The sequence below is a fragment of the Sphingobacterium phlebotomi genome (assembly GCF_008180195.1).
Lineage (GTDB): Bacteria > Bacteroidota > Bacteroidia > Sphingobacteriales > Sphingobacteriaceae > Sphingobacterium > Sphingobacterium phlebotomi.
The window spans coordinates 100,889-125,657 of record NZ_VTAV01000010.1 but is presented as its reverse complement, the minus strand read 5'-3'; the positions used below and the strand labels follow the sequence as shown (position 1 = coordinate 125,657).

Genomic DNA, 24,769 nt, shown 5'->3' with positions numbered 1-24,769 from the left:
TTAAAATTTACAACTAATACCCATACTATATCGGCGAGAGGGCGGAATGTTAAAATAGTCAGGATCCAACCCCGATTCACTGGCGGTCCAAAGCAATGCTACATTATTGACTGCACCAAAAACATTAAACGTATATTTTTTGCCACCGATAGAGCGCATGAATCTATAGCTAAGGTTTACATCCTGCAACCTGATAAGATCCCCCTTTTCAATATTAGCTTCAGAGTAGGCATAAAAGTCATCCCTTATGTTATTGGCGGGGTAAGACATGGATGGCACTGTTGTGAAGTTTTCGTCCCCCGGCTTTTGCCACCTATGAGCAAAATCACTGTGTCCCAGCCACGAGTTGAACAACGCGTGGTATCGCACCGTAGGCTTTTGGAAATAATGGCCGAACTTATAGCTTATCAAGAACGATAAACTCAAATCTTTCCATGATATAGATTGTTTCAACGATCCGTGACGAGGTGGCAGCCCCGTTCCATAGTAAACGGCATGCTGCAAAGAATCTCTAAGCAATTGTTGGTATTCTTTCGACACTTCACCGTTTCGCCAGCCTTGTGGGTCTCCGTTTTCGCCATCAAGTCCTTCAAAACGTAACGCGAAAACTGGATACAACTGTCTGTCAGGCAACGGACGCAAACTACCCCCAGCATTAGCTACGTACGTACCTACGTTAGAGATATTACCTCTGTATTCCTTCACAACATCCTTCACCATCGATAAAAATACCGTTGTTGACGATTGGACATTACCGATCGAGGCACGACCGGCCAGTTTTAGATCCCACCCACTACCTCTTAACACGCCAACATTCCTACGTACACTTGATAAACCAGCAGTAGGATCAATATTATCCTGCGACAGAAGGTCGGTCGATTTCTTGTTAAAGTATTCGACAGATCCGCTAAGGGCACGCTTAAAAATATCGAAAGATAACGCAAGATTTATCATGCGTACATCTTCCCACTTAAGATATGGGTTGGGGAGCGAGCTGACCATCGCGCGAGGGAATGAGGTGAGATTGGCGCTTGACCCGGATACGTAGCTGATAGTCGGCAAACTCGTCGCTACCCCACCAGAATTTCCACTATGGCCATAAGTTGCTCTCATTCTTAGACCATCGACCCATGAAACCTCCTTTAGAAAGTCCTCCCTATCCAAGGACCACGCAAGGCCTGCCGACCAAAGTGGGTTCCACTTATCATTAATGTTGACACCGAACAAATTGGAAGCGTCTCTTCTAGCTGAGAATGAAGCAGTATATTTCTGTCGCCATGTATATGCTGCATTAGCGAACAGCGAAACGTATCTGCGCGTGGTTTCGAGAAAGCCTTCCGTCGTCGGAATTCTAGCGTTACCGGCAAGGCCATCAAATGTAGGGTAGATATTCCGTAAGTCAACCTGCTGATTCGTCATTAATAACGGGTCATAACCGAAAACAGTGTAATCTGCTGTATTAAGTGTCATAGCGGAAAGCTCCGCTCCTGTCACCATATTAATGCTATGCTCCCCGTTCAGAAAATCTTTGTTCAGACGCAAAGTCCCTCTGATCTTTTGACCCTGCATTCTTTGATTTCCCATTTGATTAATTGCACCTAAAGGCACAATGTGCTGAACACCCTCCTCATTGATCTGCGTAAATCTGTTTATCAAGTCTCTGGCATAAAAAGACTCTTGCTGACGTAGAAATTGATCTTCGGCGCGAGATCCCTGATAATTATATAAACCATCTATTTTTAACCATGGTGTCAGTGCATAATTGAGGTTGATCTGCGCATCGATATGTTGTCGGCTGGCATTTATTGTATTAAGGCTAACTTCATCTAAAGGAACGAACCGCCAATCCAGTAACTCCCCACCAGCAAGCGTTTCAATATATTGGTGATTGTATACATAGGGCACAACGAGATTTTCACCGTTTTCGTTCTTCAGTTCAGCGTAAGGATATAAAGGGCCCCGGCCACCTCCGGGCGAGAAATTATAATCCATCGGATTTGCGTCGCTCTTACCTATATGTTGCAAAAACATTAGCCGAGCGGACAGATCGAATTTATTGCTGATTTTCAACTCATTTTGGAGGTTTATAGACAGGTTCTGATCGCTGTCCCCGATTTTTGTCCCTTCCGTCCCGTTATAAGATACAGACATTCGATAAGCATTGATATTATTCCCGCCAGAGACCGCCAGGGCATACTGTTGCAGTGTTTCGTTTCTATAAAGGTACTTCTGCAACTGATCCCGAACATCTATATTCCTAAGTCTTGCGATATTCTCCTCGAGGGCAACATCGGATAAGGCTTCATTCCGATTCGCAAACAACATATCGATCACAGGCGAGAAAACAGTAAGCTTTGCATAGGGACTATTGTAAGCGGCGTCAAAATACCCATTTTCAAATAGCATCCGCTCTACATCGATAAAATCAGAAGAACTGATCCGCGGGACATCCTTTAACCTAGCTTTCTCCACAACCGTGTAATTAGCGGAAAAGTCAATGTTAAATCTACCTTCCATCGGCTTTTTTAGATTAATAACGATAACACCGTTACCTGCGCGTGCACCCCAGATAGAAGCTGCTGCCGCATCTTTTAAAATAGTGACTGAGGCAACATCGTTTGGGTTTATGTCCTGTAAGTTTCCCTCAAACGGGAAGTTATCAACGACAATCAGCGGCCCCATCAACCCTTCGGACATTGTATTGATACCTCGGACATTGATATCAAGTGAACCGGTTCGTCTTCTATCATACTGCAGACCCGGCACTTGTCCTTCTAATTTGTCGAGTATATTTGCAGACACACGTTTAGTCAGATCTGCATTACTTATGCCTTCGAAACTACCCGTGACCCGTTCCTTAGGGATTTGTTGATAACCTGTACTCACGACTTCCACTTCTTCGATTTCCTGATTTTTTGTCAGTAGCATCACGTGCAAATCTTCATTAAAAGGGTGAGAAGCGATCGATTCCATCTTGTCCGCATACCCCACATGAAAAAAGTGCACCTCCATTTCTTTATCAGCGACCGTAATATTAAAACGGCCGTCTTTATCCGACATCACTACTTCGCCCTCAGGCCCTCCAACAGTTATCCGAACGCCTTCGATCGGCTCGTGCTCAATATCGGTCACGATCCCTTTCAAATACCTTTGTGCTATTACATCGGCTACCGAGAAAAACAGCAAGAATCCAAATATTATCTTCAGCTTCATGGTTTTTCGATAAAAGGTGCTACGTAATTTTTGTCCAATAGGTTTCTATAAGTCCTTAACTGCAGCAGTCCAAGGTGGTTAATCCAGATATAGTGCGGATAAGATGTTGATGGAAAAAGTGCAGAAAGATATTCGTCTTCTATTATCGACTCCACTTCATCAACACCGAATTGCTTGAAACGACCATTTTGGTATCTCTTTTTTATGGTGTCATAATCTTCCTTTGTCTTTATACTATTGACCATAACCACGGCGAGATCATCCGGATATTCCGAAACAAATTCTCTTATCTCTTTTTGATGGATCAGACAGGGTGAACAACCTGAAAACCAGAAATCCAGTACGAGCATTTTCCCGCGGTGTTCTTCCAGCGTTTTTCGAATGGTATCTCCGTTAATAAAGAAAAGGTGTTCTTTTGTCCAGAAATCTTCTGGAACTCTACGTCCGATCTGTAAAGGCTGGATTTCGGTTTGCCCTTCGGCAGTCCGCGATTCCGCGGACTGCGCCCAGGCGTCTGATAGATTAAACAACATGAAACATAAGAATCCCAAACAAAGGATTCTTATGTTCTTCAATGCCGTTAAAGAAAATAATCTCCTTGAAAAACAAATCAATGCCAACGCAAAAGGCATTGATTTGCTCGTCATTGCCTCTACCCCTACTATCCTCCTACGATTACTGTACCGCTGATCTACGCCAGAGCTACATGCGTTTAGTGGATCTTTAGTAGGTCTCCAGTAGCTTCTTAGTAGATCTCCAGTACCTTTTCGGTACACTCCCCGTACACTAACAGTACACTCCCGGTACATTAACGGTACCTCAGCTATTTTACGCAAACGTTGCGTAAAAGGTACTACATCCTTACTGCATCTATACTTGATCCTCGCTTTAAACACGTCAAAAAAACGGTGAAAAACCCACCTGTTTCTTCGGGTGCTGTTCGGACTCCCTTCTGTCCCTTCCTCTTCTACTTGGTTGATTAAGACTTTTGATAATCTCGGTGGTTTTTCTTTTCGGAAACTGGCTTCTCCTTCGCGTTGGCTAAAGGCCAGTCCTCTCCCACCCTTGTAAAAATTGTTCATTTTTTCATGGTTTTAATTAAACCTTAATGGAATGAAGAGCTCGTTTCACTCGGTTTTTAAGGTTTTAGGGTGTGACCTATTGCGACTGGCTGATGTGATTCTTTGCTATTTCTCCATCGTGTCTAAACCGAGCTTAGGCCACACAGTTAGTAAAATTGTTTTGGAATGGAATGCGACGAAAACGCTGTTACGAATTGGTCATTTAACGGTTAGTATAATCGCATCCTTTAGGAAAGCCAAAATGGCTATTCTACCGCCGAATTAATCGGGCGGAGAAATTAGGTTCTTGTAGAGTTGCCTGTAAATGAGAAAAGCACGAAAAGCATTACAATTTCGTAATGTTATTTCGTGCTTTTCTTCTTTAATCAAATTCTCCATAGTTCGTTATATTTCAACGAACCCTAAAGATTAAAGATGGATTGACTCCCTGCTCATCTTTCTGTAACGAAGGCCCTGGCAGAACCCCTACTCTCGTCTGAGGTCGATTTCGATACGCAACACAGTGGATAAAGCAAGCGCCAATCCTACCTCAGAAATCAATATTTCCAAAGATAGGATAAATTGACGCATTACTCACTCTCGCGTTGCTAAAACTGCCAGGTTTCGTTACGAGGTTCGTTTATAGTCTATTTTACCTATATCTACTTTATATATCTTATATTCTAAATTATCATTAAATTATATTTCAAAACAAAGATGTAAATTATTTTTAAATATACAAAATTTTAGTCAATCATAAATGATTTCGTTTTGTGTATTTGTCACATGAAATCATTTTTTGGAAAGAATTTAAGGGCAATAAGAAAAAGCCTAAACCTCTCAGTTAAGCGATTTTCAGAACTCACCAGAGTATCGCAAGCAACAATAGTAAATGTTGAACAAGGGCACACAGGTTTGAAAATAGGAACAATGGAGCGTCTTATCGGTTTTACAAAATTTACTGTTGAGCAGGTTAGTTCGTCAAAATTTAAAATCCCATCCGATCTCCAATCTCAATTGTTTCTTGTGCACAAAAAAGATCTGGAAAAGAGAGAATATTTTATGAAGAGACCTAAAATATTGGATGCTATAGACAAAGGATTGATAAATAGTGATTTTTTTAAATCGCCTAGAGAAATTAATGAAATAGTTGCTTATTTCGCTGATTTGGGCTGGAAGATACTAGGGACGTCTTTACAAAATGAGTTGAAAAAACATCCGAATGTTCAAGTTGATCCTCATCCAACTAAAAAGAATACGAATGTATACAGTAGGAAGTGATTCAGATCATCGTTGACAAGACGAACCATGAAGGAAAATGACGGATTTAAAAGCTAATCATGAGAGGTAAGAAATATTTACTTATATTGCTGATGGCGCTGACTAGTTTATTAGCATACGGCTATTTGAGAGAGTCAAACTTTTTTGAGATTGCTTTTATCCAGGAGTTTTATGTTCCAACTGAACTCACCAACACTTTACACATGTACAGCATACTCTGAATAAATCAGAAACAGAGATGCGTAATTAGTCTACAAAAGTCGCTCGGATAGTCAATTCGTAATTGACCGGTAAATGATGAAATTTCCCTATCAAGAATTGTTGTCCAGCCAAATATTTGAGCACCATTCCTTCGATCAGTTTGCTGTCGCTATTCCCCTCTCTATCAAGGTTTTCTTTTCTAATATCATAAACATGTCCATTCTTATTAATTTTTCCCCGGAAATAATAATCTGGATAAGCGTATTTTCCCTTCGTTGCTTTTATCTTATCCTGTAGATTAGTGTCCATGTCTCCCAAAGAAATTTTCACATTCTTGAAACCACCTTGATATGGCAACGTATCCAATAGTGTTCCCAAAGATTCTCGTGGAATCACAAAATCATCCAAGAATAACCGCATTAATTGCTCAAAATCGATCAAACTAACTTCAACAAACTTTTGTGAGTCGACTCCCAGCATATGGCGGGTTTTATCGTATTCCATCACAAAAGATCGGCGTGTATATTTATCATCTGTTTTCTTCGTCGCGTTATATTTCCCATTTGACATAAAACCGACATACAACGATCTTGCATTGGTTACAAATCGCATTTTTCTGCATAATACGTAATTTCTCTCCCGTGTTTTACCTTGTGGTCACCGTCCTTGTGCCGATCGTTCAATCCAGTTTCCAGTAATGCCTAATGCACTACGAAAATCTCTCTCACTCATGCTACGCAATGTTTCATCGACATAGATTTTACCATCGGGAGCAGTTATGCCCCGGCTAGTACTCGAAAGATGTATAGTAGAATTGGCTCTTACAACATAAATACGCAATACTTCAAAAAATTGTCGTCCGGCACCATCCTCCTTGATTATCCTAATAGAAGTATTAGTAGCTGCCCTTTGATAAACAATTCTATAAGAATGTCCCAAACCCACTGATCCTGGTAGTGGATACAAAGCAGGAGACATTCCTACATAAGCATATAGTATGCTTTGATCAAAATCAGCGCCATTTAGCGGAAACGTTTTGGTTACGTAATTTCCGGGGTATGGCCCATAAAAGCCTGCAAATGTAAAAAGTTTGACGTTAGCATTGCCAGCCGGCCCGGTAGGCCCCTGCGGCCCTCTTAGATTAATCGGTGTTCCCCAGCCCGAAGACACCTTTGGCCCATAAAAATCAGCAGTCGTGGTACGGAAATAGAAGTCGCCATTGACTCCAATACCAGCGGCAGGCACGGTAGTTCCGCTCAATATCTTCGATCCGGCGGTTCCGGCAGATCCCGTAGCGCCTGTGGCTCCCTTTAAGTTAGTCGGTGCCCCCCAGCCGGATGATGTTTTCGGGCCATAAAAATCGGATGTGCCTGTACGGAAGTAAAAATCGCCCATATTGCCTAAGTCGGCTGGTGGAATGACCGCACCGCTGTAGATAGTAGATCCATCTTCGCCCTTTTCACCTCGAATACCTTGTATCCCTTGTTCGCCTTGCGGCCCCATACTGCCATCCTTGCCACAGCTAATAAAGATGGCGAGCAAGACAATTGATAAGATTTTTTTCATGGTTGTTATTGTTTTATATCCACCAGCTCCTGTGCTTGTCGACTTTTCAGTTCCATAAACCTATTCATGTTTGACTGCCAGTATGCCGGTGTTTTCTCTTTTATTTCAGTTAAATGACGAGTGAGTATTTCTTTTGCTTTAGCAACCTTTCTTCTTTCTTCCATTAACTGGTTTTTCTTTTTTGGTGTTACAGATTTACCAAGATATTCATCCAGTTCTTTGAGCTTATTGTTCGCTTCGTCTATCTGCATTTGTATATCACCACCGCCGTATATATTTGCGACTCCCAGCAGATCTTCCATATTGTTGTTCTTTTGGTAAGTGTCTACATCTTTTTTCATTTCGGCCGGCATATCCGCTTCCGAAAAAGACATCATTCCAGACATTTTGAAATAGGTGCTACCATCTAAAATCGTGTTCATTTTTCGCATAGAACCAATGATGGAAGTCATTTCGGAACTCTCTATTTTGGCGACGAGGTAATGTTTTTTTGCTTTAAAGTCGTACATCACACCCAATCCGCTCATGGGGTCAAAAGAACCTCCTGTATGGACTGCAAAGTCCAGCGGAGTGGTATAGAGCACTGCAAAACCCTCTTCTGTTGGTATGGTTTGCTCACTAATGGAATATTGTCCGCCGGATATTTTTTTGAGGTACATACCCGAGTGCCTGCCGGCATTGAAGTTGATTGCGCTACTGTTGGCCTGATTACTGAACCAAATATCAAAAGTATTGTCGCCGTGGTTCATCTCCATGACTATCTTTTGACCATCTGCTTCGGCATAGGTATAGAGTTTGTTGGCAGGTGTACGTACGATGTATGTCCCTCCGGGCATATCGTCCCGGGTACTACGGATAGTGCCGGAGCGACTATCGAGGTCAAAATGCCCTGTGATAACTTCACCTTCGTGCTGAACCGACACAAAAAAACGGTAATCGAACTTGAACACACTATTGGCGGGGAGTTCCTTACCTTGTCCGGATGAGGACGCTAGACTTATTTTGTTATCTATTTCTATAACCCTGGGGTTCGCCCTTGCCGGTTGGTTCCGCTCACTCTGTGCAAAACCACAAGTGCAGGTGAGCACTATGACAGAAAGGAGAATTGCTTTTTTATTCATCATATTCCGTTTGTGTGTAATCCTTGTACTAATAAACCAGTACTATGTGTGCTTAAATTCTAGGACAAGTGTTTATAAATGTTTTATATAAGTTAGTGCCCTCAAAGTTGCCCGAGGTAAACAGAAAAAGTTAATTTCGTTTGGATATAGGTGTTATACGTCTTCCCTTTTTGGCCGGAACGGCTTGCTTCATTTCTTGTCGTTCGCCCACCGTTACGATATTGCCCTCGCGCTCGGCTACCGCTTTGGTTACTTTCTCCATCGGGTAATTAAATTTTGGAGCATTAAGAAGCATTCTGTTACTAACCCATACAATACGACCTTTAGCCAAGTTTGTTTTTTTATTGGCTTGCTCATAAATCACATCGATAACAAGAGAAATATTATCTTGATCTACTGTCCCTGAAAAAAGCTTCCCCCCAGTTCCCAGTCCATAACGATTGCCCACGATAAAGGCAGTTATTTCCGATTTTCTGGGATCATTCCGATTTGGATAGTCCTTTATTTCTACATAGACATCGTGCTTTGTGCCATTTATATCCATCAAATCTTTGATTTGGTAAAAACCAGCCATTTTCTTTGCGGCTTTTTTCGCCTTATCCTTTTCATTACTGTTGATATGGGCAACACCGCTGGATGTCCCTGCTTGTTTTATGATATTGTAGGAAAAAGAAGCCCTCGTCCTGCTATTGGTCATGTAATCATTATTCTTGTAGACAGCGAGTGTCGGATATTCAAGCCTTGTTTCTTTATACAGAGAGAAATATTTGTTCACCTTTTGGTTTTCGGGCGCACTCACCCAGTTCAATGTTCCGTGTATTATCCCATCTTTTAAGGTACCGGTAAAAGTCGCTCGTTGGTTAGCACTTTTGATGTTAAGAATACCCTGTACGGTGTTGCCATTTGGTGTTATCGTAATGTCGTAATCCCTATTTGGTGTTTTGTTAAGGGTATTCGTAATGGGGTTGTATATCCCTCCAGAAAATCGATAGTTTTTATCTACTCCGGCTGTACGTTGCGCATGGGCGTTGTTGCCAAAAGTAAAAGCGACTAATAGTATTATACTGGCGAAATATTTTATCGTTGGTTTCATTTCAAATTTGTTTATAAGGGTAAATTAAATCAAGATTGTCTACTTACATTTTGCTAAAATCTGTTGGGCTAATTTCGTGGCGGTGCCCAGATTACGTCCGCTATCGCTCAATTCGACCACAAGTTCAAACTTGGTTCCGTCTTTAAACACATACATCGAATTGGTTTTGGCATTCCATACAGCGACATCGCCGAGATTGTCCACTTTGGCAAAGCCTTCGGTCAGTTTCCGCGCACTTTCGGTAAGATCTTTTACCATTTTTTGCTGCTCTTCTTTGCTAAAACCCATTTCATCCAGTTTTTTGACGGCTTGGTTGACGACACCGTTTTCGGCATTTCCATCCAGTGCCTCGTCCATATCTTTCTTGATTTGGGTTGCTTCATCTTTGGAGACTGCTCTGTAAGACATCTGAAACTGATTGAGCGAGATTGCCTCTATGCCTGTCAGTTTCACATTATCGTCCATCGGAAAAGTCATCCCGCCTACATCCTTCTTTAATGAGCCTTTCCAACTGTAGGTGACATCATGATACTTGCTCTCCGTATGGATTTTCTGATGACCAAAAGTCATTTTATCAGCTGCAGTGCCCGATGCCTCTGCTACCATATCCTTGGTCAGTAGTTCATCGTATTTTTCAGCATAACCCGACAGGCAGCTATTGCCTCCTTTGGCTTCGGGATCGATGTTTTTTAGCTCGTTTTCCAACCGGCCGATCTCTTTGCCGACAGTGGACTGTTCGCTGGTCCGACCTTGTCCGCAGGAAAAAAGCGTAGTCAATGCCATCACGGCTACGAATACATGTGTTGTTGTTTTCATCTCGTATTTCTTTTGTATAATGAATGTTCTATTATTATATAATCTATTAAGGATACCCCGCAGTATCAAAGTGATACACCGTAGCCGTATGTCCGTTAAATTTTGCGGTTTGATAGGGATTGTTTCTCACATCGGTTGCAAGCTGTTTTTCTGTTAGGATGCCGATATAGTCCAATACAAAGGGCAGACGCATATCGCCTTCCAAGCGATTGAACCCGTATATCTGGTACGCATTGATCTCAAAATCTTCGGTCACGTAGACCGTTTCTTTTTCGCCGGACTTGAGGTAGCTGACGTCGATGGCCGAGGAAACAATCCGCTCATCGTGCTGAAACTCCCGATGCCGGACAATCGTGTCCTGCGCTCGGGCATTCAAGCGGTGAAAACTGGTGTCGGCTTCTGTGCCTTCCGTTGTTACTTCGGGCACGTGCTGGCGAATAGTCTGCTTTCTACCATTCTCATCAATGAGGTAACCGAAATAATCACCATTCGGAAACGAAATTACGGCCTTCAACATATCGTCATTAGGGATGTAAAGTATCTCACGGGTATCAGGGTTGTAGCACAGCCACACGAATTGGTATTCGCCCTGTAAGTCGGTGTACTGATAAATAAACGCCTCTGGAAAATAATGGTTGTGTACGCCCCTTGCCGGAAAGGCAGGAGAAGTCTGCGCATACTGACTTCCTCCAATGCCCAACAATCCGATGGAGACAAACAACAAACGTATGAAAACAGTTCCCATCTCAGTTTATTCGTTGATAGATAGTACCTTTATGTGTAGGGGTGACACGGATCGTCAATTCTGTTTCGTTAACCTCAAAGGTCATTCCGGTAAGGTCTCCACCTCCGGTGCCCTCCTCCGGTTTGACCACCCAATGAAAGGAAAGGTTTTTGCCTTCTATCTTGTAGGTGACATCATTTCTTAAATGGTAAAAATACTCGGCACAATCTCCGGCATGGTGCTGATACTGAAACCAGTGCATGGTTTTGTCCGCAAAAAATTGCAATTGATTCTTTTTGTCGCAATCATCTGCAACATCTACTCCATTGAGATCATAGCTTCGAACAAGTTGCCATTTGCCGATAATCAGTTCTTCCTGTGTTTTTTCTTTATCTTCGGGTTCGTTGTTGTCTTTTCTGCATCCCACAGTGCCAAATACCTGCCATACGAGCAGCAATAATATAGTGATAGTTCTCATGGTTTCTTAGTTTAGTATAAATTCTACTCTTCTGTTCTGTGCTTTGCCGGACGGTGTGCTATTGTCCGCTACGGGCGCACTTTCTCCCTTGCCCTCGGTGGTCATCGCATTACTCACGCCAAATTCCTGCTCCAAAGCCTGGCGCACCGCATCGGCACGTTTTTCGGACAATTGCTGATTGAGCGCATCGCTACCATCGCTATCGGTATGCCCAATGATCATTACAGATTTGCCGGTTTCGGATTTGAGCGCATCGGCTATTTCTTTTAAGATACCATAGGACTCGGGCTTGATCTGCGCCGAACCGCTAGTGAACGTGATGGCTGAGGTGGTAAATGTACCGGACGACAACAGCTTATTGCGGGTGTCGGGCTTGCCTACGGCATAGCGGATATTGCTGATATAGTAATTGTCTTGCTCCGTATGGTTGTTCACAAAGAAACGAGCGCTTGTTAGCTTCACCTCTTTTTCAAAGGCATTGGTCATATCCAGTACTTTCTCCTCATTCGCAAAAACCTGCATCCTTCTTCCTGTTCGGGATATGGAAATATGGATAGGGGAGTTTGCCCCGCTGGCATTAATAAATTCTTTGGCAAGATAATCCGTGCTAAAGTTCAAATCCTTGTTGGCAGAAACTGCTTTCTTACCGGTAATATATGGCCCGCCATCTGAAGAATTTCCAGTGAAGTAAATAGACAGGTAATTGGGTGCAAGTTTTTGCAGATAAAAGTATGTCGGCCCACCATCCCAATCCAATTTCGCCTCGGGATTGGAAATATCCGAAAACACCAATGAAAACAGTCTGGCATGGCTGTATTTACCAAATTCAAAATCATACATCAGGTCAAATTCCAAGGTGAAATTTTCCGGAAAGTCTCGCAGGTATTCGGGCACAAAGTTTCCTTTGGTCTTGTTGAACCAGACCCAATTGCCTTCTACGTGGTCAAAATTGACAACTTCGGATGTACCCGTGCTGACCCATGAGGCAGGTAAATCGCCTACGGCATCTTGCGAAAAATCATCAAAGGCGATGATTTCCTCGCCCGGCACGAACGTAAATTTGCTGTACCGTTGCAGGCCGGCGTTAGAACCTCCACTTTCTTGATCCATGTCAAATTCACTCATCGTATTCTCCTCGTAAGCATCATTTCCCGTCTGCGTGCCGCTTTTTCCTTTGGATTTCTTGCTTGATCTGCCTGCTTCTTTAGGGGCTTCTTCTATTTTGTCCAGTCCCTTGTCGATGGCTTTATCAATCTGTCGCTCGACCCGACGACTAGCTTTCTCCTCGATTTTCTTTTCGATTTTCTTACCCATATTCTTCCATATCTGGGCTTCTGCCGAGAATATGCTAAACAGGAAAACCGATAATAATAACACTCTAGTTTTCATAGCTTTAAATTTTTACTGTTTTCACTTTTTGAATTTGTTGTTAATAGGTTAGTGACATCTCGTTGGGGCGAGGTAAACAGAAAAAGTATTTTTCCTGAAAATAAATAGTATAACAGTCACTTATTCAGTGCTTTCTTCTATTGCTATGTAGCGAGAAATTGACTATAAGTTGTATATTTGGTCTATGCTACTATCCAACAAACTACTATATTCCTTGCTAATATGCAGTTTACTCTACCTTTCATCGACTTCCGGACGGGAAGAATCTTCTTGGATGAAATTGGTCGATATAGCTGATTCCTTACAAAAAGAAAGGCGCTTTACCGAATCGTTCCAACATTGGGAAAAAGCATACCGCCTCGCTAAAAACGAGACGGATTCCGTCAAAAACTGGCTTCTGTTCAAGACACTTTACGCCAAAGGCGTAAGCCATAATTATGAAAAAGAGGGTATTCCCTACTTTGAAAAAGCCCATCCGCTGTTGCTCTATTCAAGGCTTGATACCAGTGAGCAATCCACATTCTTTAATACCTATTACCATTTCCTCGGCTACAACAACCGGTGGGACGAAGCCTTGCCCTTAGCGCACGAATGTGCAAAGTTGCGTGCATCGCTGAATGAGGATCCTCCATTGGCTTACCTATCCGCTATTCACGATGTGGCTTTCATCAACAACAAAATCGGTAACTATCCCGAAGCTATCGAATACTATCAACAGTCTATAGACGGATATATCAAGTATAACGGCCCGATGGATCATGATGTAGCATTGGGTTATAACAATATCGCTTTTAATTACGGACTGGTAGGCATGAGCAACAAACAATATGAATATTATTTGAAAGCATCAGAAATATGGAGCAGTATCGAATTGGCCGACAACAGCTATCTGATGATGATTTACGGTAGTCTTTTACGTTGGCAAAAGCAATATGGAGACGTCGTGGCTATGGAAGGGCTTTTGGCCAAAATCAGAGAGGTAGTCGATAGCAAAAGTAAGGGATGGGGAAGTCAAAATCGCCTGATCCAGAACAAAAATGATTATGAAAATCCGGCGTTACTTTTATCCTATTGGAAGTCGTGCCTCGATTATCATTTGCTTAAAAAAGATGTACAAGGTATTCAGAACTATCTGGATTCGACAAGCCGGTTTATCCGCAATCTTCCAAAAAAACCGAACGATGAGGTATTGGAATATTGGAACAATGCGTATTCGGTACTCGGAGAGGTCAATGCCGATATGGGCAACCACGTGGAAGCTATTCGGTCATTCCGATCAGGTCTTTCCCAAATGGGGCAATACGGCTATGGTGGTGCATTGGAACATAGCCATGCCAAACTCGCAAAGTCATTGATGGCTACCGGTCAACTGGATGAAGCGGGAAAGCAATTGCAGGAAGCCTTTAGCAAAAATAAGAACCGTGCAAACCTCCCGTCATTTCATACCCTTTCGGCTGAACTGGCGGAAAAACGGCATCAGCCGGACAGCGTACGCTATCATGTACGTAAAACATTGGCTTCGTTGATCGGAAACGATGAATTGACCAACGACTTCACACAGCTTACTTCTTCTTCTTTTTCGGGAAGAGTGAACCGGAATTATATTGCCAGCCTAAGTGCGAACGGACACCACTTGCTACGGCTATACCGCAACGCAAACCTTACCGATGACCTCCAAAATGCCAACCACCTCTTTACGTTGGCACTGGATATGCTGAACATCTATTATCTTGGTGGGCCTTATACCGATGTTTTGGCGGATATGCAGACCGCTATTCATTTCGGCCTGTTGGAATGCCAAACATTGATGCAACAAGAGGACACGTCTTCTTTGGCCGTATTGTTTGAAAAATTGGAAAACAACCGGAGCCAACACCGCTGGAAAAAATTCATCAAACACGCTCCATCCAATAGTGCAACCGTGCCGGATTCGCTACGTGATGCAGAAGAAGAACAACGCCAGCTCATCGTTTTCTATAAGCAACAGTTGGCCAATGTGGAAAAGGATAGTTTGCAAGGCAAACGAGCCAACCAATGGCGGGCGAAAATACACACTTGTGAGGTGGCGTTGGCCAGTTTAGAGGAACAAATCCTGGCATTGAACGACCGCTATATGCTATTGAGCCAAGGAATGGTGACGACCCGCACCCTTCAGAAAGAACTTCCGAAGCACGTGTCTATGTTGCGCTATATGCTGACAGATTCGGGGGCTTATGTCATTCGTATTGATCGTTCGTCTTTAAAGCTCTTTTCGCTGGGCAAAACGGATGTTTTGGAACCGCTTGTTCGGGAAGCAACGGCGCAATTGCGTGCGCGTAGCCCTGACTACTACGCTACGGCTACGAAACTTCACGCAAGTTTATTGGGATCGGATGTGTTGAATGGGTTGCACCGCAATCTGATCATCGTACCGGATGGCATGCTGCATCAGTTTCCTTTTGAAGCACTGACCGACACGGCAGCCCCCTCGGGTTTCCTGCTTCACGACCATACGATCAGCTACGCCACCAGTCCTTCTCTTTGGCTGGCGCAACGTGGGCTTCGGCACAACCGAACGAGGTCGTTTGTAGCATTCGCCCCAACGTATGCAGGAGTAGCGGGTGATGAACGTTCTGCAACACCATTAAGGCTAAGTGGAGCAACGAACGAAGCCGAAACGATCGCTAAGATGCTTGACGGCTACGTCTATCAGCAAAACCATTTCGGTAAACAGGATTTTTTGAAAGAAGCACCCCATTATTCGTTGCTCCACTTAGCGATGCACGCCGATGTACAAGAGGATGATAGCGAACACTCGAATTTTCATTTCGGCGATGGTAGCAAACTGTATGCTTATGAATTGTACGGCATGAAGTTGCAGGCCAATATGGCTGTACTAAGCGCCTGTAATACGGGATACGGCACTTTTCAAAAAGGTGAGGGTGTACAGAGTTTGGCTACGGCATTTACTTATGCAGGTGTTCCGAGTTTAGTGATGGGGCTTTGGTCACTGCCGGATGCCAGTACCAGTGGTATCATGGTGGATTATTATCGGCAATTGATAGACAGAAAACATAAGCACACGGCATTGGCGACAGCAAAGACCAATTACCTCAAACGTGTAGCGCACGAAAGCGAATTGCAACACCCTTTTTATTGGGCCGGGCTGGTGGTATCCGGTGACATCGAGCCTATTCATTCGCAAAGTAGCCTTTGGTATTGGGTCGTCGCTGTGGGAACTGTTCTCCTGTTGCTGATCGTCTTCGGAATAAGGCTAAGAAAACAAGCAAGAACAAATAAAATTTTGACGAATTAATATTCCTTTAATAAACTTGTCGCTTCTTGCTGTTTGTACCCTTGATGATCTGCCAAAGATTGCAATAGCTTTTGAGCTTCTTTTTTATCTCCTTGCTTAAGGTGGGCCAACGCTTCGTACCATTTTGCTTGACGCCCAAGCTTTGCTGTACCGTCACTTTGGTATGTATTCAATAATCTAGTTGCCTCACCGTTCAGATCGAGCTGTAAAGCTGATATGCCTTTATAGAACAAGACTTCGGGATCATCTGCATGGACGTCTTCCGACAGGCTTCCGAACAGTTCGTAGGCTTTGGCATAGTCTGCCTGTTCATAATAGGAATAGGCCAATGCACGATCGTCCAACTGGACTTCATCACGTGTGATAGGCAATACGACATTTGGATAAGGCTCAAAATAGGCCATGTACAAATCTGCTGGGTTTTTGGCACTTTGCCGCATAGACCACATATAAAACCCGATACTGCAAATCAGTAATACAGTTGCAGCCACTAACCAAAATAACCTTCCAAATCTATTTGTGGAATGTTCGGCAATTAACGGTTTTGGTGTCTCACTGGATAGTGATTGAAGCCGTTTTTTCAACTGATCGTGTTTTTGTTTTGCAAAGGCAGATTTGGTCTGTCTATGAAAATCAAGTTCAGCACGAAAATCTTCATCCGCTTCGGCCAATCGTTCTACCTCCCTGCGCTGTTCTTCGCTGAGCCTATCTCTTAGATAATCGTCTATCAAGTCTTGATATTTATCTGTCATTCTTGTCTACTTTTTTCATTATAGCTTTCAACGTCTGCATACATCTGTATTTTTGGCTTTTGATTACATCAGCGTTCGCATATCCCAATAAAGTCGCTATTTCTGTATTTTCTTTCTCTTCGTAATAAAACAACCGTAACAATGAGGCACATGGTTCTCCCAGTTTCTCTATCGCCTGTTGCAGTATAATCGTAGTTTCCTTGTCCGCTATTTGTTCGATGTAGGTATTGGTAACGGCACCTAAATCGAACTCGTCAATTTCATCCAGATTGCTCATCGTTTTCGCTTTTTTTAGATGACGATAAAGTATATGTTTACCGATCCCGATGATATAAGTCGTTATACTACTTTTTAGTGCTGTTATTTTTCCGGTGCGCACATTTTCATAAAATGCAATGACCGTATCCTGATAGATGTCTTCTAAACTATTTTCATCATTCAATAGTTTTCTTGCAAAAGTCAAAAACTGGATTTTGCTCGTCCTATAAATTTCATCTATAGCACTGTCATCACCATTTCTGATCCGTGATAATAGCAGAACCTCTTTATCTATTAGTGTAGGCATCGAAACAAAAGTAAACAAATTGTGTTAATGGGTTTGGTATTTGTTACACTTTCATAACATGAGCACACCGCTGAAAACGTATCCATAAATAAAGCACTTGAGTTTCTTATTCGTCCGCTCACTGGTCTGGTCTGCTCTTTTTTCTTGTAAAAACCGACCAAACCTACTAGTTTTGTACTTATATAAAAGAGTCCATTACTAAAATTGAAAGAATTGTTAGATTCCCAAACACGCAGCCCAAATTTGCAGCAACGTCTAAAGTACATGCAGCTAGTAGATTATATCATGGCACAGATAGCGCAAAACGAATTGGCCATTAACGACCGGCTACCTTCGCTCAATCAATTGACCGCAGCGTTACGTATCAGCAAGGAAACAGCGTTGAAAGGTTTACAATATCTTTCCGAAAAAGGAATTATCGAGTCTGAATACCGAAAAGGCTATTACGTAAAACGACTAAAGCTTGAACAGCGTTACCGCATATGTTTGATACTCGACAAAATGAATGTTCTAAGGGATCGGGTATACCAAGCTTTTTTGGAAACCATAGATGACCAAGCTGAGGTAGATGTTTATTTTCATCACCATAACTTCAAAGTATTTGAGAAACTTGTTGAAGAGAATCTTAACAGTTACACACATTTTGTGGTTGTGACTTTTTTTAAGGAAGACCCTTCCCACGTACTGAATAGCATACCGCCGCATAAACGTATTGTCATTGACCACAAAGAGAGTAGTCTTAACGGCACTTATAGCTGTATTTATCAAGATCACCAATCGGACATCGTAGATTCCTTGACAACTTTGTTACCCCAATTGGAAAAATACAAACGTTTAATACTGGTTGCCCCTTTAGAGGCTTTTCATGCCAAAGATTTGATTGAGGGATTTGAGGCATTTTCCAAAGAGCATAAGAAAAATCACAAAATCATTCATCAGGTCGAAGCTGATTCTTTTAAGAAAGGTGATGCTTATATTACCTTTAGCCGATATGATCAGGATGATGTGGATATTATCAAACTCTGCCGGGAAAAGAGCTGGAAGCTCGGCCAAGACGTTGGATTGATTTCTTATAACGATACGGCAGTCAAAGAAGTGCTGGAAGAAGGCATCACGGTCATTAGTACGGATTTCCGTAAAATGGGCCAAGAAGCCGCTAACGCGATTTTAAATGAAAATCCGGTTACCCTACGCGATCCGGCCAAGGTTATTATTAGAAACTCTCTGTAAAGGTTACGAATTGTACTATCCTATCCTTAACATTTGATGTCGCATCCAGATATTTGAGGTATGTAGAAACCCATCCTTAGTACTATCCACTCCTCGCAAATATCTGCAGCGACGAGGTTTTATGGATAAGTGTTTATTTTGGTATCCATGAGCTCACTTCGTTCGGTTTGGTTCTTTTTACGGGAAAAAGAACCAAACTAAAACCCTATTGGTTTCAAATTAAGCCCCGCTCTTTCATCCAGACCGAACATCAGATTCATATTCTGGACGGCTTGACCCGACGCACCTTTCAACAAGTTGTCTGTTGCATTTAGCATCAGCAATTGATCGCCATGTTTTTCCAGATGCATGATGCTCTTGTTGGTATTTACGACTTGTTTCAAATCAATATTCGCCTTGCTCACCCAAGTAAACGGATGGTTTCCATAATATTCCTCATAAAGGGTATAAGCCTCTTCTTCGGTCAATTCCGAAGTCACGTATATCGCTGAAAAAATCCCTCTGGGAAATGCCCCACGTTGCGGAATCATATTGATCCGCTGCATGGCCCGCTCAAGCAAGGATAGGTCAGATTGTGGCAGAAAATCCGGCTGAAGTTGGTTCAACGATTCGGAGACCTCTTGCAGATGTTGATGCTCGAACGATTTATAAGCAGAAAGATTTCCACTACGCCAAGAAAAATGCGAAGTAGGGGAAGGTTTTTGCCCTGCCCCGGTAGAACCTGTTGTGGCATTGATATGAATCTGCTCCGGCAACAATCCTTTAGCGGCTAAAGGCAGCAATGCCAATTGCATATTGGTAGCAAAGCATCCCGGATTGGCGATATATTGTGCCGATTTAATCGCTTCCCTGTTGAGCTCGGGAAGACCGTATACAAAATGTCCACCTTGGTAGGCGGTATTCGCTTTCAGTCGGTAATCTTGTGACAAGTCGATAATCTTGACATTCGGGTCCACTGGATTTGCATCCAGAAACTTTCGCGCATCGCCATGTCCGACACATAGAAATAGCACATCGATATCCGAATGGAAATCAGAAGAAAATTCCAATTCCGTGTCACCAAACAAATCATTGTGAACCGCATAGATTTTATTTCCGGCATTTGAAGCCGAATTAGCAAAAACAATTTCTACGTGGGGGTGATAAATCAACACACGGAGGAGCTCACCTCCTGTATATCCTGCAGAACCTACTATACCTACTCGTATCATTCCGCTCCTCCACTATTAACTTTATGCCAAATCAATGCTTGGTTACCGAATATCTTAGCAAAACCTTTTACATCATCCCCGGTATACCCTTCATTCATTTCGCCGTAGCTACCAAATTTAGTTGACATCAAATCATGTTCGGATTCGATTCCAACAACGATAAACCGATAGGGGTGTAATTCGATAATAACGCGTCCTGTCACTGTTTCCTGTGCGGAACGGAGGAACGCCTCGATATCCCGCATGACGGGGTCGTGCATCTGTCCTTCGTGCATATAATTACCATAAAAAGCAGAAATCTGATCTTTCCAAGACAACTGCCATTTCGTTAAGGTATGTTTTTCCAGTGTATGGTGGGCTTTAATAAGGATAAGCGGTCCGGCGGCCTCAAAACCGACACGTCCCTTGATTCCGATAATGGTGTCCCCTACGTGTATATCGCGTCCGATACCATACGGTTGCGCTAAGTCTTGCAGCCGTTGAATAACCTTAACCGCACTTGTTTGTTCACCATTCAATGCCATCGGCTCCCCTTTAACAAAGTCGATGGTTACCGTTTGGGGTTCGGAGGACGTCACCGGGGTAGGCCACGCAGTCTCTGGCAGGTATTTATTCGAAGTCAAGGTTTCTGCTCCACCGACGGATGTACCCCATAATCCTTTATTGATAGAATACTTTGCTTTTTCGGCATTGATTTCTACACCGTGTTTAGCCAGATAAGCTATTTCTTCTTCTCTGGACAGCTTAAGATCACGGATAGGTGTGATAATCTCTACGCCTGGGATAAGTGTATTAAAAATCATATCGAAACGAACTTGGTCGTTTCCAGCCCCCGTCGAACCGTGTGCTACACATGCGGCACCAATGTTCTTGGCGTAATTGGCAATTGCCGTGGCTTGACAGACCCGCTCCGCCGATACAGAAAGTGGATAGGTGGCATTTTTTAATACATTCCCAAAAATGAGGTATTTTATAGTGTCGCGATAGTAGTTTTCGGTTTCATCAATCGTGCTATGGGATTTCACGCCCAAGGCGTAGGCACGTTCCTCTATAGCTTTCAATTCATTTTCAGAGAAACCTCCCGTATTGACTACTACCGAATGTATTTCCAACCCTAAGTCTTTCGATAGATAAATACAACAGAAGGAGGTGTCTAAACCGCCACTAAACGCTAATACTACTTTTTTCATCTATATATAATTTGTTCTTAAAAGGTGATGAAGCTATCAGATTTATCAGCCTCCCGTGTCGTCTGAATAAATCATGATGGTTTCATTGGATTAAATTGTTTTTACTTGTTACCCATCATGCAATGAGGTCAAATATAGTCATTATATATTTTTCGCGAGGCCAGTACCCACAGGGAATACCGCAGCAACTATCTTCTTGGACGATTTCCACAATTTTGCTTCAATACGTTTCAAAAGTGATTGTTTCTTCACAATACGATCCAAACGTTCCTTCGCTTCAGCACGACGTTGAATTTTCTCTTTGAGTTCGCGTTCCTTCTCAATAGGATCCCAAAGCATTGCGGTACACATACAATTCTTACGTTCCTTACTGACCAAAATATCAAAGTTCACACAGGATTGACAGCCTTTCCAAAATTCTTCATCTTGAGTCAGTTCACCATAGGTTACCGGTTCATAGCCCAGATCCGAATTTATTTTCATAACGGCCAAGCCAGTGGTTAAACCAAATATTTTCGCTTTGGGATATTTTTCGCGCGATAGATCAAAGACACGCTTCTTAATCGCTTTTGCCAATCCTACTTTTCTAAAATCGGGTGCTACAATCAATCCGGAATTGGCGACATAGTCACCGTGACCCCAGGTTTCGATATAACAAAACCCCGCCCAGCGCCCATCCTTGTGCAAGGCAATGACCGCTTTTCCCTCCTCAATCTTGCGAACGATGTATTCCGGCTTACGACGAGCAATGCCTGTTCCACGAGCTTTCGCAGACTCAAACATTTCGTTACAAATCGTTTCTGCATATTCTATATGCGCGGAAGTGGCGGGAATAACTAAAAAATCTGAAAGTGTCATCAAAGATGTCGACCTAATAAATTACACATAACGTGTTCTCAACAAAACTCTATTAATTAACGATTGAGAAACCACCGAGCCGAGTGATTGTTCATAATGGATGTTGTCCTGCCTCCCAATCAAGCTCGAGGCAGAATAGGTCGTCGGAGTCGTAATATAGGACAATTGAACCCTTTCAAAGTATACAACATATCCCTTACAAACTTCTTCGGAAGCTGTGCAGGAACAAACATATATAGCTTTATAAAATTCATTTATCCGTTTTTAACAATACAAAAGTAAAAAATTATTTTTTTCTTTTATGCAATAGCAGTATAGTTTTTTTATTAAAAAATTATTAGAAACATAATATTTTCACCAATTTCTTAAATTAGACTCGGCATCATGCGAAAGGTTTAGAACGAATCATTCCCGGAGAAAGAATATTAAACGAAAACCTGCCAAAAATTAAAGGACAATCTTTTGGCAGGTTTTCGTTATCCTTAGTAATTGGCGACACAGCGTAAGCAATGTGCGTCGAGTGGATTAGCCAATCCATTGGAAAAATTGGCATTGCTCGAACCAATTGTCAACCTTAGCGGGTTGTTAGGACTAGCTGCACCGCGATAAGCTACCCAATGATAAGAGTATAGGCCTTCATCGTTGAAGACAGACGCTGCCGTTCTTCTACCGCTCGGCAAGATATTAAATTCTAGCTCACTGCTTTTATCTTTATATAGCGGGTAAGCACCACTTGGAAACACCGCATTACCGCCATAGTTAAAGGTGGTCCCTCCTTGCCACAAACCGCCTACACTCATCGGATTACTTCCTTTTAGATATGGCCCAATAACACCCCAATTAGTGAGGTTCATAGCGTTTACTACACCCGTTTCTCTACCCCAGGCAATAATATACCCGTCCTTGCTATTCGCCACATCCGCGAGGCTGTTTCCAGGTATACCATACTCCTGTTTAATCGCTACCAGCAGGTCGTACCAATCATTCATATTCGGGATGTGCCAACCCTCGGGGCACGCCCCCTGTATCTGTATATTGTACGAATTGACGTAAGTGCCGTCCAGAATATAGGAATTCCCAACGTCGTCTGTTCCGCTACTGCCCCAAGTATACGGGTTCTGTCCTTCGGTGGCATTCGAAACACCCGTCATCGCTTCGTGCCAAGTATACAACCGACCATATATGTCTGCTTTCCCGGGGTCATTATTATATGTCCATCCAAGATTGCCATCTTCACCCGCCTCATTTAGATTCTCTATCATCCAAGTTTTAGCACCATAACGCTTTGTCCGATAATTGGGCAACGTTGGCGGCGGTGTTAAGACAGCTATTTCTTTATACAGCCAGCGTGTATAACTTCTGTTCCCTACACGATCCGCCGTAACGCCAATGCTTTTCTCTTGGACAACACCACCTTCTTCACCTCCAACCACCGTTATACGATTGGTTCCTTCCCCAGCTGTTAGTGTTAATAAATCAGGTAAAACCCAATCGTACCGTACCCCCTCCTCATTATCTGGAATATAAAGGTCAAATTCTATTCCACCATCGATGGACATAGACGCCGGAAGAGACGTTTGAATAAAATCGGGTTGCATAACGTCTGTCTCTTTGTCTTTTTTACAGGAGAGAATAACAAAAAACACCGTTAATCCCATAAATCCTAAACATATTTTTCGCGTATTCATTATTATTTACTTTGTCTATAAGGATGATCACTTGGATAACTAAAAGGATTGTCAATGAACCAACGGGCTTTGTACATTCTATAGGTATCCTTGAAGAAAACACTACTTCCCATTACGTTGGTAACCCGATTGGTCCAATACGAGTTATTGGGTTCGATAATCAAGGTACCAAAATCTGCCGGTCCGTCTGACACCGATTTAATATTTGCTTTTGAATAGGCATGCCGTTCAAAGGTTTTGGTCGCAATATCAAAGATGTAAATGTGACTGGCTGTCGTCAGGTACAATTTGTCCTCACCATATACCGGAAACAGGTCGTGGGGAGACACATCGGGCAAAGGAAAAAACTCCGCATTCCTAGTTAATTCCGGATCATCGGGATTTGTATTATCGTAGGTATACGTATACAGGTTTTGATCATCTGTTGCCCATAAAACCTCGCGCTCTTTGTCCCATACCACATTATGTCCAAAGGTCAGGTTATAACGTTTGACTTCCCGTTCAACGTGTGGATTTTCCGAGTCTACGCGATATAATTTCAACGCATCGCCATCCGGCGTCCCAGTGGTACTGCATGCGACAATAATATTGCCATCCGGCAACATTTCTGCCGAGTGCGGACTACCTTTCGCATTTGTGTAGAACATGATTTTCTTATCGGAGACACGAATTAATGCTGCTCCACCACTCGACGCCGTAATCAAAACATATTCTTGATTGTATACGGCTTTTGCTTCGTCTATATCTTTAAACCATGCTGCTTGGCTACTGCTTAAGTGTTCGTAGGCTTTCCAATGCCACATGATACCCTTACTTAATGAATCTACAATCAGCGCCTGACTTTCAGACTGCTCGCTAATGAGGACAGGACGCTTACTATCTTTCAAGTCGGGCACGGGATGCTCATTATCTGCACTATCCCCAAATGGGTCCGAAAAATCCAATATAGGTAGTTCATCTCCTTTACAGGACAACAACAATAAAGAGAGTATGATTAAAAAACCTTTATTTAATATATGCATTTTATTCATGATTAC

The 24,769-nt window shown here is 42.7% G+C and carries 20 protein-coding genes; 3 read left to right on the top strand and 17 right to left on the bottom strand.

Features of this window, described 5'->3' with window-relative positions:
* Together FXV77_RS14330 and FXV77_RS14325 are read right to left on the bottom strand one after the other, a co-directional pair.
* The gene (locus tag FXV77_RS14330) at nucleotides 1–3,213 is read right to left on the bottom strand and encodes a SusC/RagA family TonB-linked outer membrane protein (RefSeq protein WP_148919914.1); all 3,213 of its coding nucleotides are present in this window, start codon (nucleotides 3,211–3,213) and stop codon (nucleotides 1–3) included.
* Nucleotides 3,210–4,295: a TlpA family protein disulfide reductase gene (locus FXV77_RS14325; RefSeq protein WP_148919913.1), complete on the bottom strand. Its 1,086-nt coding sequence runs from the start codon at nucleotides 4,293–4,295 to the stop codon at nucleotides 3,210–3,212. Before FXV77_RS14325 ends, FXV77_RS14330 begins: the two co-directional genes overlap by 4 nt.
* 765 nt (nucleotides 4,296–5,060) lie before the next feature.
* On the opposite strand from FXV77_RS14325, the gene FXV77_RS14320 reads away from it, so the two are divergent.
* The gene (locus FXV77_RS14320; RefSeq protein ID WP_148919912.1) at nucleotides 5,061–5,555 is read left to right on the top strand and encodes a helix-turn-helix domain-containing protein; all 495 of its coding nucleotides are present in this window, start codon (nucleotides 5,061–5,063) and stop codon (nucleotides 5,553–5,555) included.
* A gap of 246 nt (nucleotides 5,556–5,801) precedes the next feature.
* Here the strand turns inward: FXV77_RS14320 and FXV77_RS14315 are convergent, their stop codons facing one another.
* The 8 genes from FXV77_RS14315 to FXV77_RS14280 all read right to left on the bottom strand — a co-directional run bounded on the left by FXV77_RS14315 (nucleotide 5,802) and on the right by FXV77_RS14280 (nucleotide 12,943).
* Entirely contained in the window at nucleotides 5,802–6,368 is a 567-nt protein-coding gene (locus FXV77_RS14315) for a hypothetical protein (protein WP_148919911.1), read from the bottom strand.
* Nucleotides 6,369–6,413: 45 nt separating this feature from the next.
* Nucleotides 6,414–7,322: a collagen-like domain-containing protein gene (locus tag FXV77_RS14310; protein WP_148919910.1), complete on the bottom strand. Its 909-nt coding sequence runs from the start codon at nucleotides 7,320–7,322 to the stop codon at nucleotides 6,414–6,416.
* Between the two features lie 5 nt (nucleotides 7,323–7,327).
* On the bottom strand, nucleotides 7,328–8,446 hold the full coding sequence (locus FXV77_RS14305; RefSeq protein WP_148919909.1) for a DUF4252 domain-containing protein: 1,119 nt from the start codon (nucleotides 8,444–8,446) through the stop codon (nucleotides 7,328–7,330).
* A gap of 127 nt (nucleotides 8,447–8,573) precedes the next feature.
* On the bottom strand, nucleotides 8,574–9,536 hold the full coding sequence (locus FXV77_RS14300; protein ID WP_148919908.1) for a hypothetical protein: 963 nt from the start codon (nucleotides 9,534–9,536) through the stop codon (nucleotides 8,574–8,576).
* Between the two features lie 39 nt (nucleotides 9,537–9,575).
* On the bottom strand, nucleotides 9,576–10,352 hold the full coding sequence (locus FXV77_RS14295; RefSeq protein WP_148919907.1) for a hypothetical protein: 777 nt from the start codon (nucleotides 10,350–10,352) through the stop codon (nucleotides 9,576–9,578).
* 46 nt (nucleotides 10,353–10,398) lie between these two features.
* On the bottom strand, nucleotides 10,399–11,097 hold the full coding sequence (locus tag FXV77_RS14290) for a hypothetical protein (RefSeq protein WP_148919906.1): 699 nt from the start codon (nucleotides 11,095–11,097) through the stop codon (nucleotides 10,399–10,401).
* Between the two features lies 1 nt (nucleotide 11,098).
* A complete protein-coding gene (locus FXV77_RS14285; protein WP_148919905.1) occupies nucleotides 11,099–11,554 on the bottom strand; it encodes a lipocalin-like domain-containing protein in 456 nt (151 codons plus the stop codon).
* Nucleotides 11,555–11,560: 6 nt separating this feature from the next.
* Nucleotides 11,561–12,943 (bottom strand): OmpA family protein, encoded by a 1,383-nt coding sequence (locus FXV77_RS14280; RefSeq protein WP_148919904.1) that lies wholly within the window; start codon nucleotides 12,941–12,943, stop codon nucleotides 11,561–11,563.
* A gap of 274 nt (nucleotides 12,944–13,217) precedes the next feature.
* On the opposite strand from FXV77_RS14280, the gene FXV77_RS14275 reads away from it, so the two are divergent.
* On the top strand, nucleotides 13,218–16,238 hold the full coding sequence (locus FXV77_RS14275; protein ID WP_187444138.1) for a CHAT domain-containing protein: 3,021 nt from the start codon (nucleotides 13,218–13,220) through the stop codon (nucleotides 16,236–16,238).
* Here the strand turns inward: FXV77_RS14275 and FXV77_RS14270 are convergent.
* A complete protein-coding gene (locus FXV77_RS14270) occupies nucleotides 16,235–16,990 on the bottom strand; it encodes a hypothetical protein (RefSeq protein WP_148919902.1) in 756 nt (251 codons plus the stop codon). The genes FXV77_RS14275 and FXV77_RS14270 overlap by 4 nt on opposite strands.
* Nucleotides 16,980–17,555: an RNA polymerase sigma factor gene (locus tag FXV77_RS14265; RefSeq protein ID WP_148919901.1), complete on the bottom strand. Its 576-nt coding sequence runs from the start codon at nucleotides 17,553–17,555 to the stop codon at nucleotides 16,980–16,982. Before FXV77_RS14265 ends, FXV77_RS14270 begins: the two co-directional genes overlap by 11 nt.
* A gap of 264 nt (nucleotides 17,556–17,819) precedes the next feature.
* Here FXV77_RS14265 and FXV77_RS14260 point away from each other — a divergent pair, with 264 nt between their 5' ends.
* Nucleotides 17,820–18,785: a GntR family transcriptional regulator gene (locus FXV77_RS14260; RefSeq protein ID WP_148919900.1), complete on the top strand. Its 966-nt coding sequence runs from the start codon at nucleotides 17,820–17,822 to the stop codon at nucleotides 18,783–18,785.
* 197 nt (nucleotides 18,786–18,982) lie between these two features.
* Here FXV77_RS14260 and argC read toward each other — a convergent pair whose 3' ends face one another.
* The 5 genes from argC to FXV77_RS14235 form a co-directional block, all read right to left on the bottom strand.
* Nucleotides 18,983–19,996, bottom strand: a complete 1,014-nt coding sequence (gene argC, locus FXV77_RS14255; RefSeq protein ID WP_148919899.1) for an N-acetyl-gamma-glutamyl-phosphate reductase — start codon at nucleotides 19,994–19,996, stop codon at nucleotides 18,983–18,985.
* Nucleotides 19,993–21,186 carry an argininosuccinate synthase gene (argG, locus tag FXV77_RS14250; protein WP_148919898.1) on the bottom strand — a complete coding sequence of 398 codons (1,194 nt, stop codon included), beginning with the start codon at nucleotides 21,184–21,186 and terminating at the stop codon, nucleotides 19,993–19,995. The genes argC and argG overlap by 4 nt, the downstream gene beginning before the upstream one ends.
* A gap of 141 nt (nucleotides 21,187–21,327) precedes the next feature.
* On the bottom strand, nucleotides 21,328–22,044 hold the full coding sequence (locus FXV77_RS14245; protein WP_148919952.1) for a GNAT family N-acetyltransferase: 717 nt from the start codon (nucleotides 22,042–22,044) through the stop codon (nucleotides 21,328–21,330).
* Nucleotides 22,045–22,526: 482 nt separating this feature from the next.
* Nucleotides 22,527–23,732, bottom strand: a complete 1,206-nt coding sequence (locus FXV77_RS14240) for an FISUMP domain-containing protein (protein ID WP_148919897.1) — start codon at nucleotides 23,730–23,732, stop codon at nucleotides 22,527–22,529.
* 2 nt (nucleotides 23,733–23,734) lie between these two features.
* Nucleotides 23,735–24,754 (bottom strand): DUF6528 family protein, encoded by a 1,020-nt coding sequence (locus FXV77_RS14235; protein ID WP_148919896.1) that lies wholly within the window; start codon nucleotides 24,752–24,754, stop codon nucleotides 23,735–23,737.
* Nucleotides 24,755–24,769: the final 15 nt, after the last annotated feature.

What these genes read in the sequence shown, in the direction of transcription:
- FXV77_RS14240 (WP_148919897.1), bottom strand. Translation starts at nt 23,732, where the DNA reads ATGAATACGCGAAAAATATGTTTAGGATTTATGGGATTAACGGTGTTT.
- argG (WP_148919898.1), bottom strand. Translation starts at nt 21,186, where the DNA reads ATGAAAAAAGTAGTATTAGCGTTTAGTGGCGGTTTAGACACCTCCTTC.
- FXV77_RS14295 (WP_148919907.1), bottom strand. Translation starts at nt 10,352, where the DNA reads ATGAAAACAACAACACATGTATTCGTAGCCGTGATGGCATTGACTACG.
- FXV77_RS14320 (WP_148919912.1), top strand. Translation starts at nt 5,061, where the DNA reads ATGAAATCATTTTTTGGAAAGAATTTAAGGGCAATAAGAAAAAGCCTA.
- FXV77_RS14235 (WP_148919896.1), bottom strand. Translation starts at nt 24,754, where the DNA reads ATGCATATATTAAATAAAGGTTTTTTAATCATACTCTCTTTATTGTTG.
- FXV77_RS14290 (WP_148919906.1), bottom strand. Translation starts at nt 11,097, where the DNA reads ATGGGAACTGTTTTCATACGTTTGTTGTTTGTCTCCATCGGATTGTTG.
- FXV77_RS14330 (WP_148919914.1), bottom strand. Translation starts at nt 3,213, where the DNA reads ATGAAGCTGAAGATAATATTTGGATTCTTGCTGTTTTTCTCGGTAGCC.
- FXV77_RS14315 (WP_148919911.1), bottom strand. Translation starts at nt 6,368, where the DNA reads ATGCGATTTGTAACCAATGCAAGATCGTTGTATGTCGGTTTTATGTCA.
- FXV77_RS14285 (WP_148919905.1), bottom strand. Translation starts at nt 11,554, where the DNA reads ATGAGAACTATCACTATATTATTGCTGCTCGTATGGCAGGTATTTGGC.
- FXV77_RS14275 (WP_187444138.1), top strand. Translation starts at nt 13,218, where the DNA reads ATGAAATTGGTCGATATAGCTGATTCCTTACAAAAAGAAAGGCGCTTT.
- FXV77_RS14325 (WP_148919913.1), bottom strand. Translation starts at nt 4,295, where the DNA reads ATGAACAATTTTTACAAGGGTGGGAGAGGACTGGCCTTTAGCCAACGC.
- FXV77_RS14270 (WP_148919902.1), bottom strand. Translation starts at nt 16,990, where the DNA reads ATGACAGATAAATATCAAGACTTGATAGACGATTATCTAAGAGATAGG.
- argC (WP_148919899.1), bottom strand. Translation starts at nt 19,996, where the DNA reads ATGATACGAGTAGGTATAGTAGGTTCTGCAGGATATACAGGAGGTGAG.
- FXV77_RS14280 (WP_148919904.1), bottom strand. Translation starts at nt 12,943, where the DNA reads ATGAAAACTAGAGTGTTATTATTATCGGTTTTCCTGTTTAGCATATTC.
- FXV77_RS14300 (WP_148919908.1), bottom strand. Translation starts at nt 9,536, where the DNA reads ATGAAACCAACGATAAAATATTTCGCCAGTATAATACTATTAGTCGCT.
- FXV77_RS14260 (WP_148919900.1), top strand. Translation starts at nt 17,820, where the DNA reads ATGCAGCTAGTAGATTATATCATGGCACAGATAGCGCAAAACGAATTG.
- FXV77_RS14310 (WP_148919910.1), bottom strand. Translation starts at nt 7,322, where the DNA reads ATGAAAAAAATCTTATCAATTGTCTTGCTCGCCATCTTTATTAGCTGT.
- FXV77_RS14245 (WP_148919952.1), bottom strand. Translation starts at nt 22,044, where the DNA reads ATGACACTTTCAGATTTTTTAGTTATTCCCGCCACTTCCGCGCATATA.
- FXV77_RS14305 (WP_148919909.1), bottom strand. Translation starts at nt 8,446, where the DNA reads ATGATGAATAAAAAAGCAATTCTCCTTTCTGTCATAGTGCTCACCTGC.
- FXV77_RS14265 (WP_148919901.1), bottom strand. Translation starts at nt 17,555, where the DNA reads ATGCCTACACTAATAGATAAAGAGGTTCTGCTATTATCACGGATCAGA.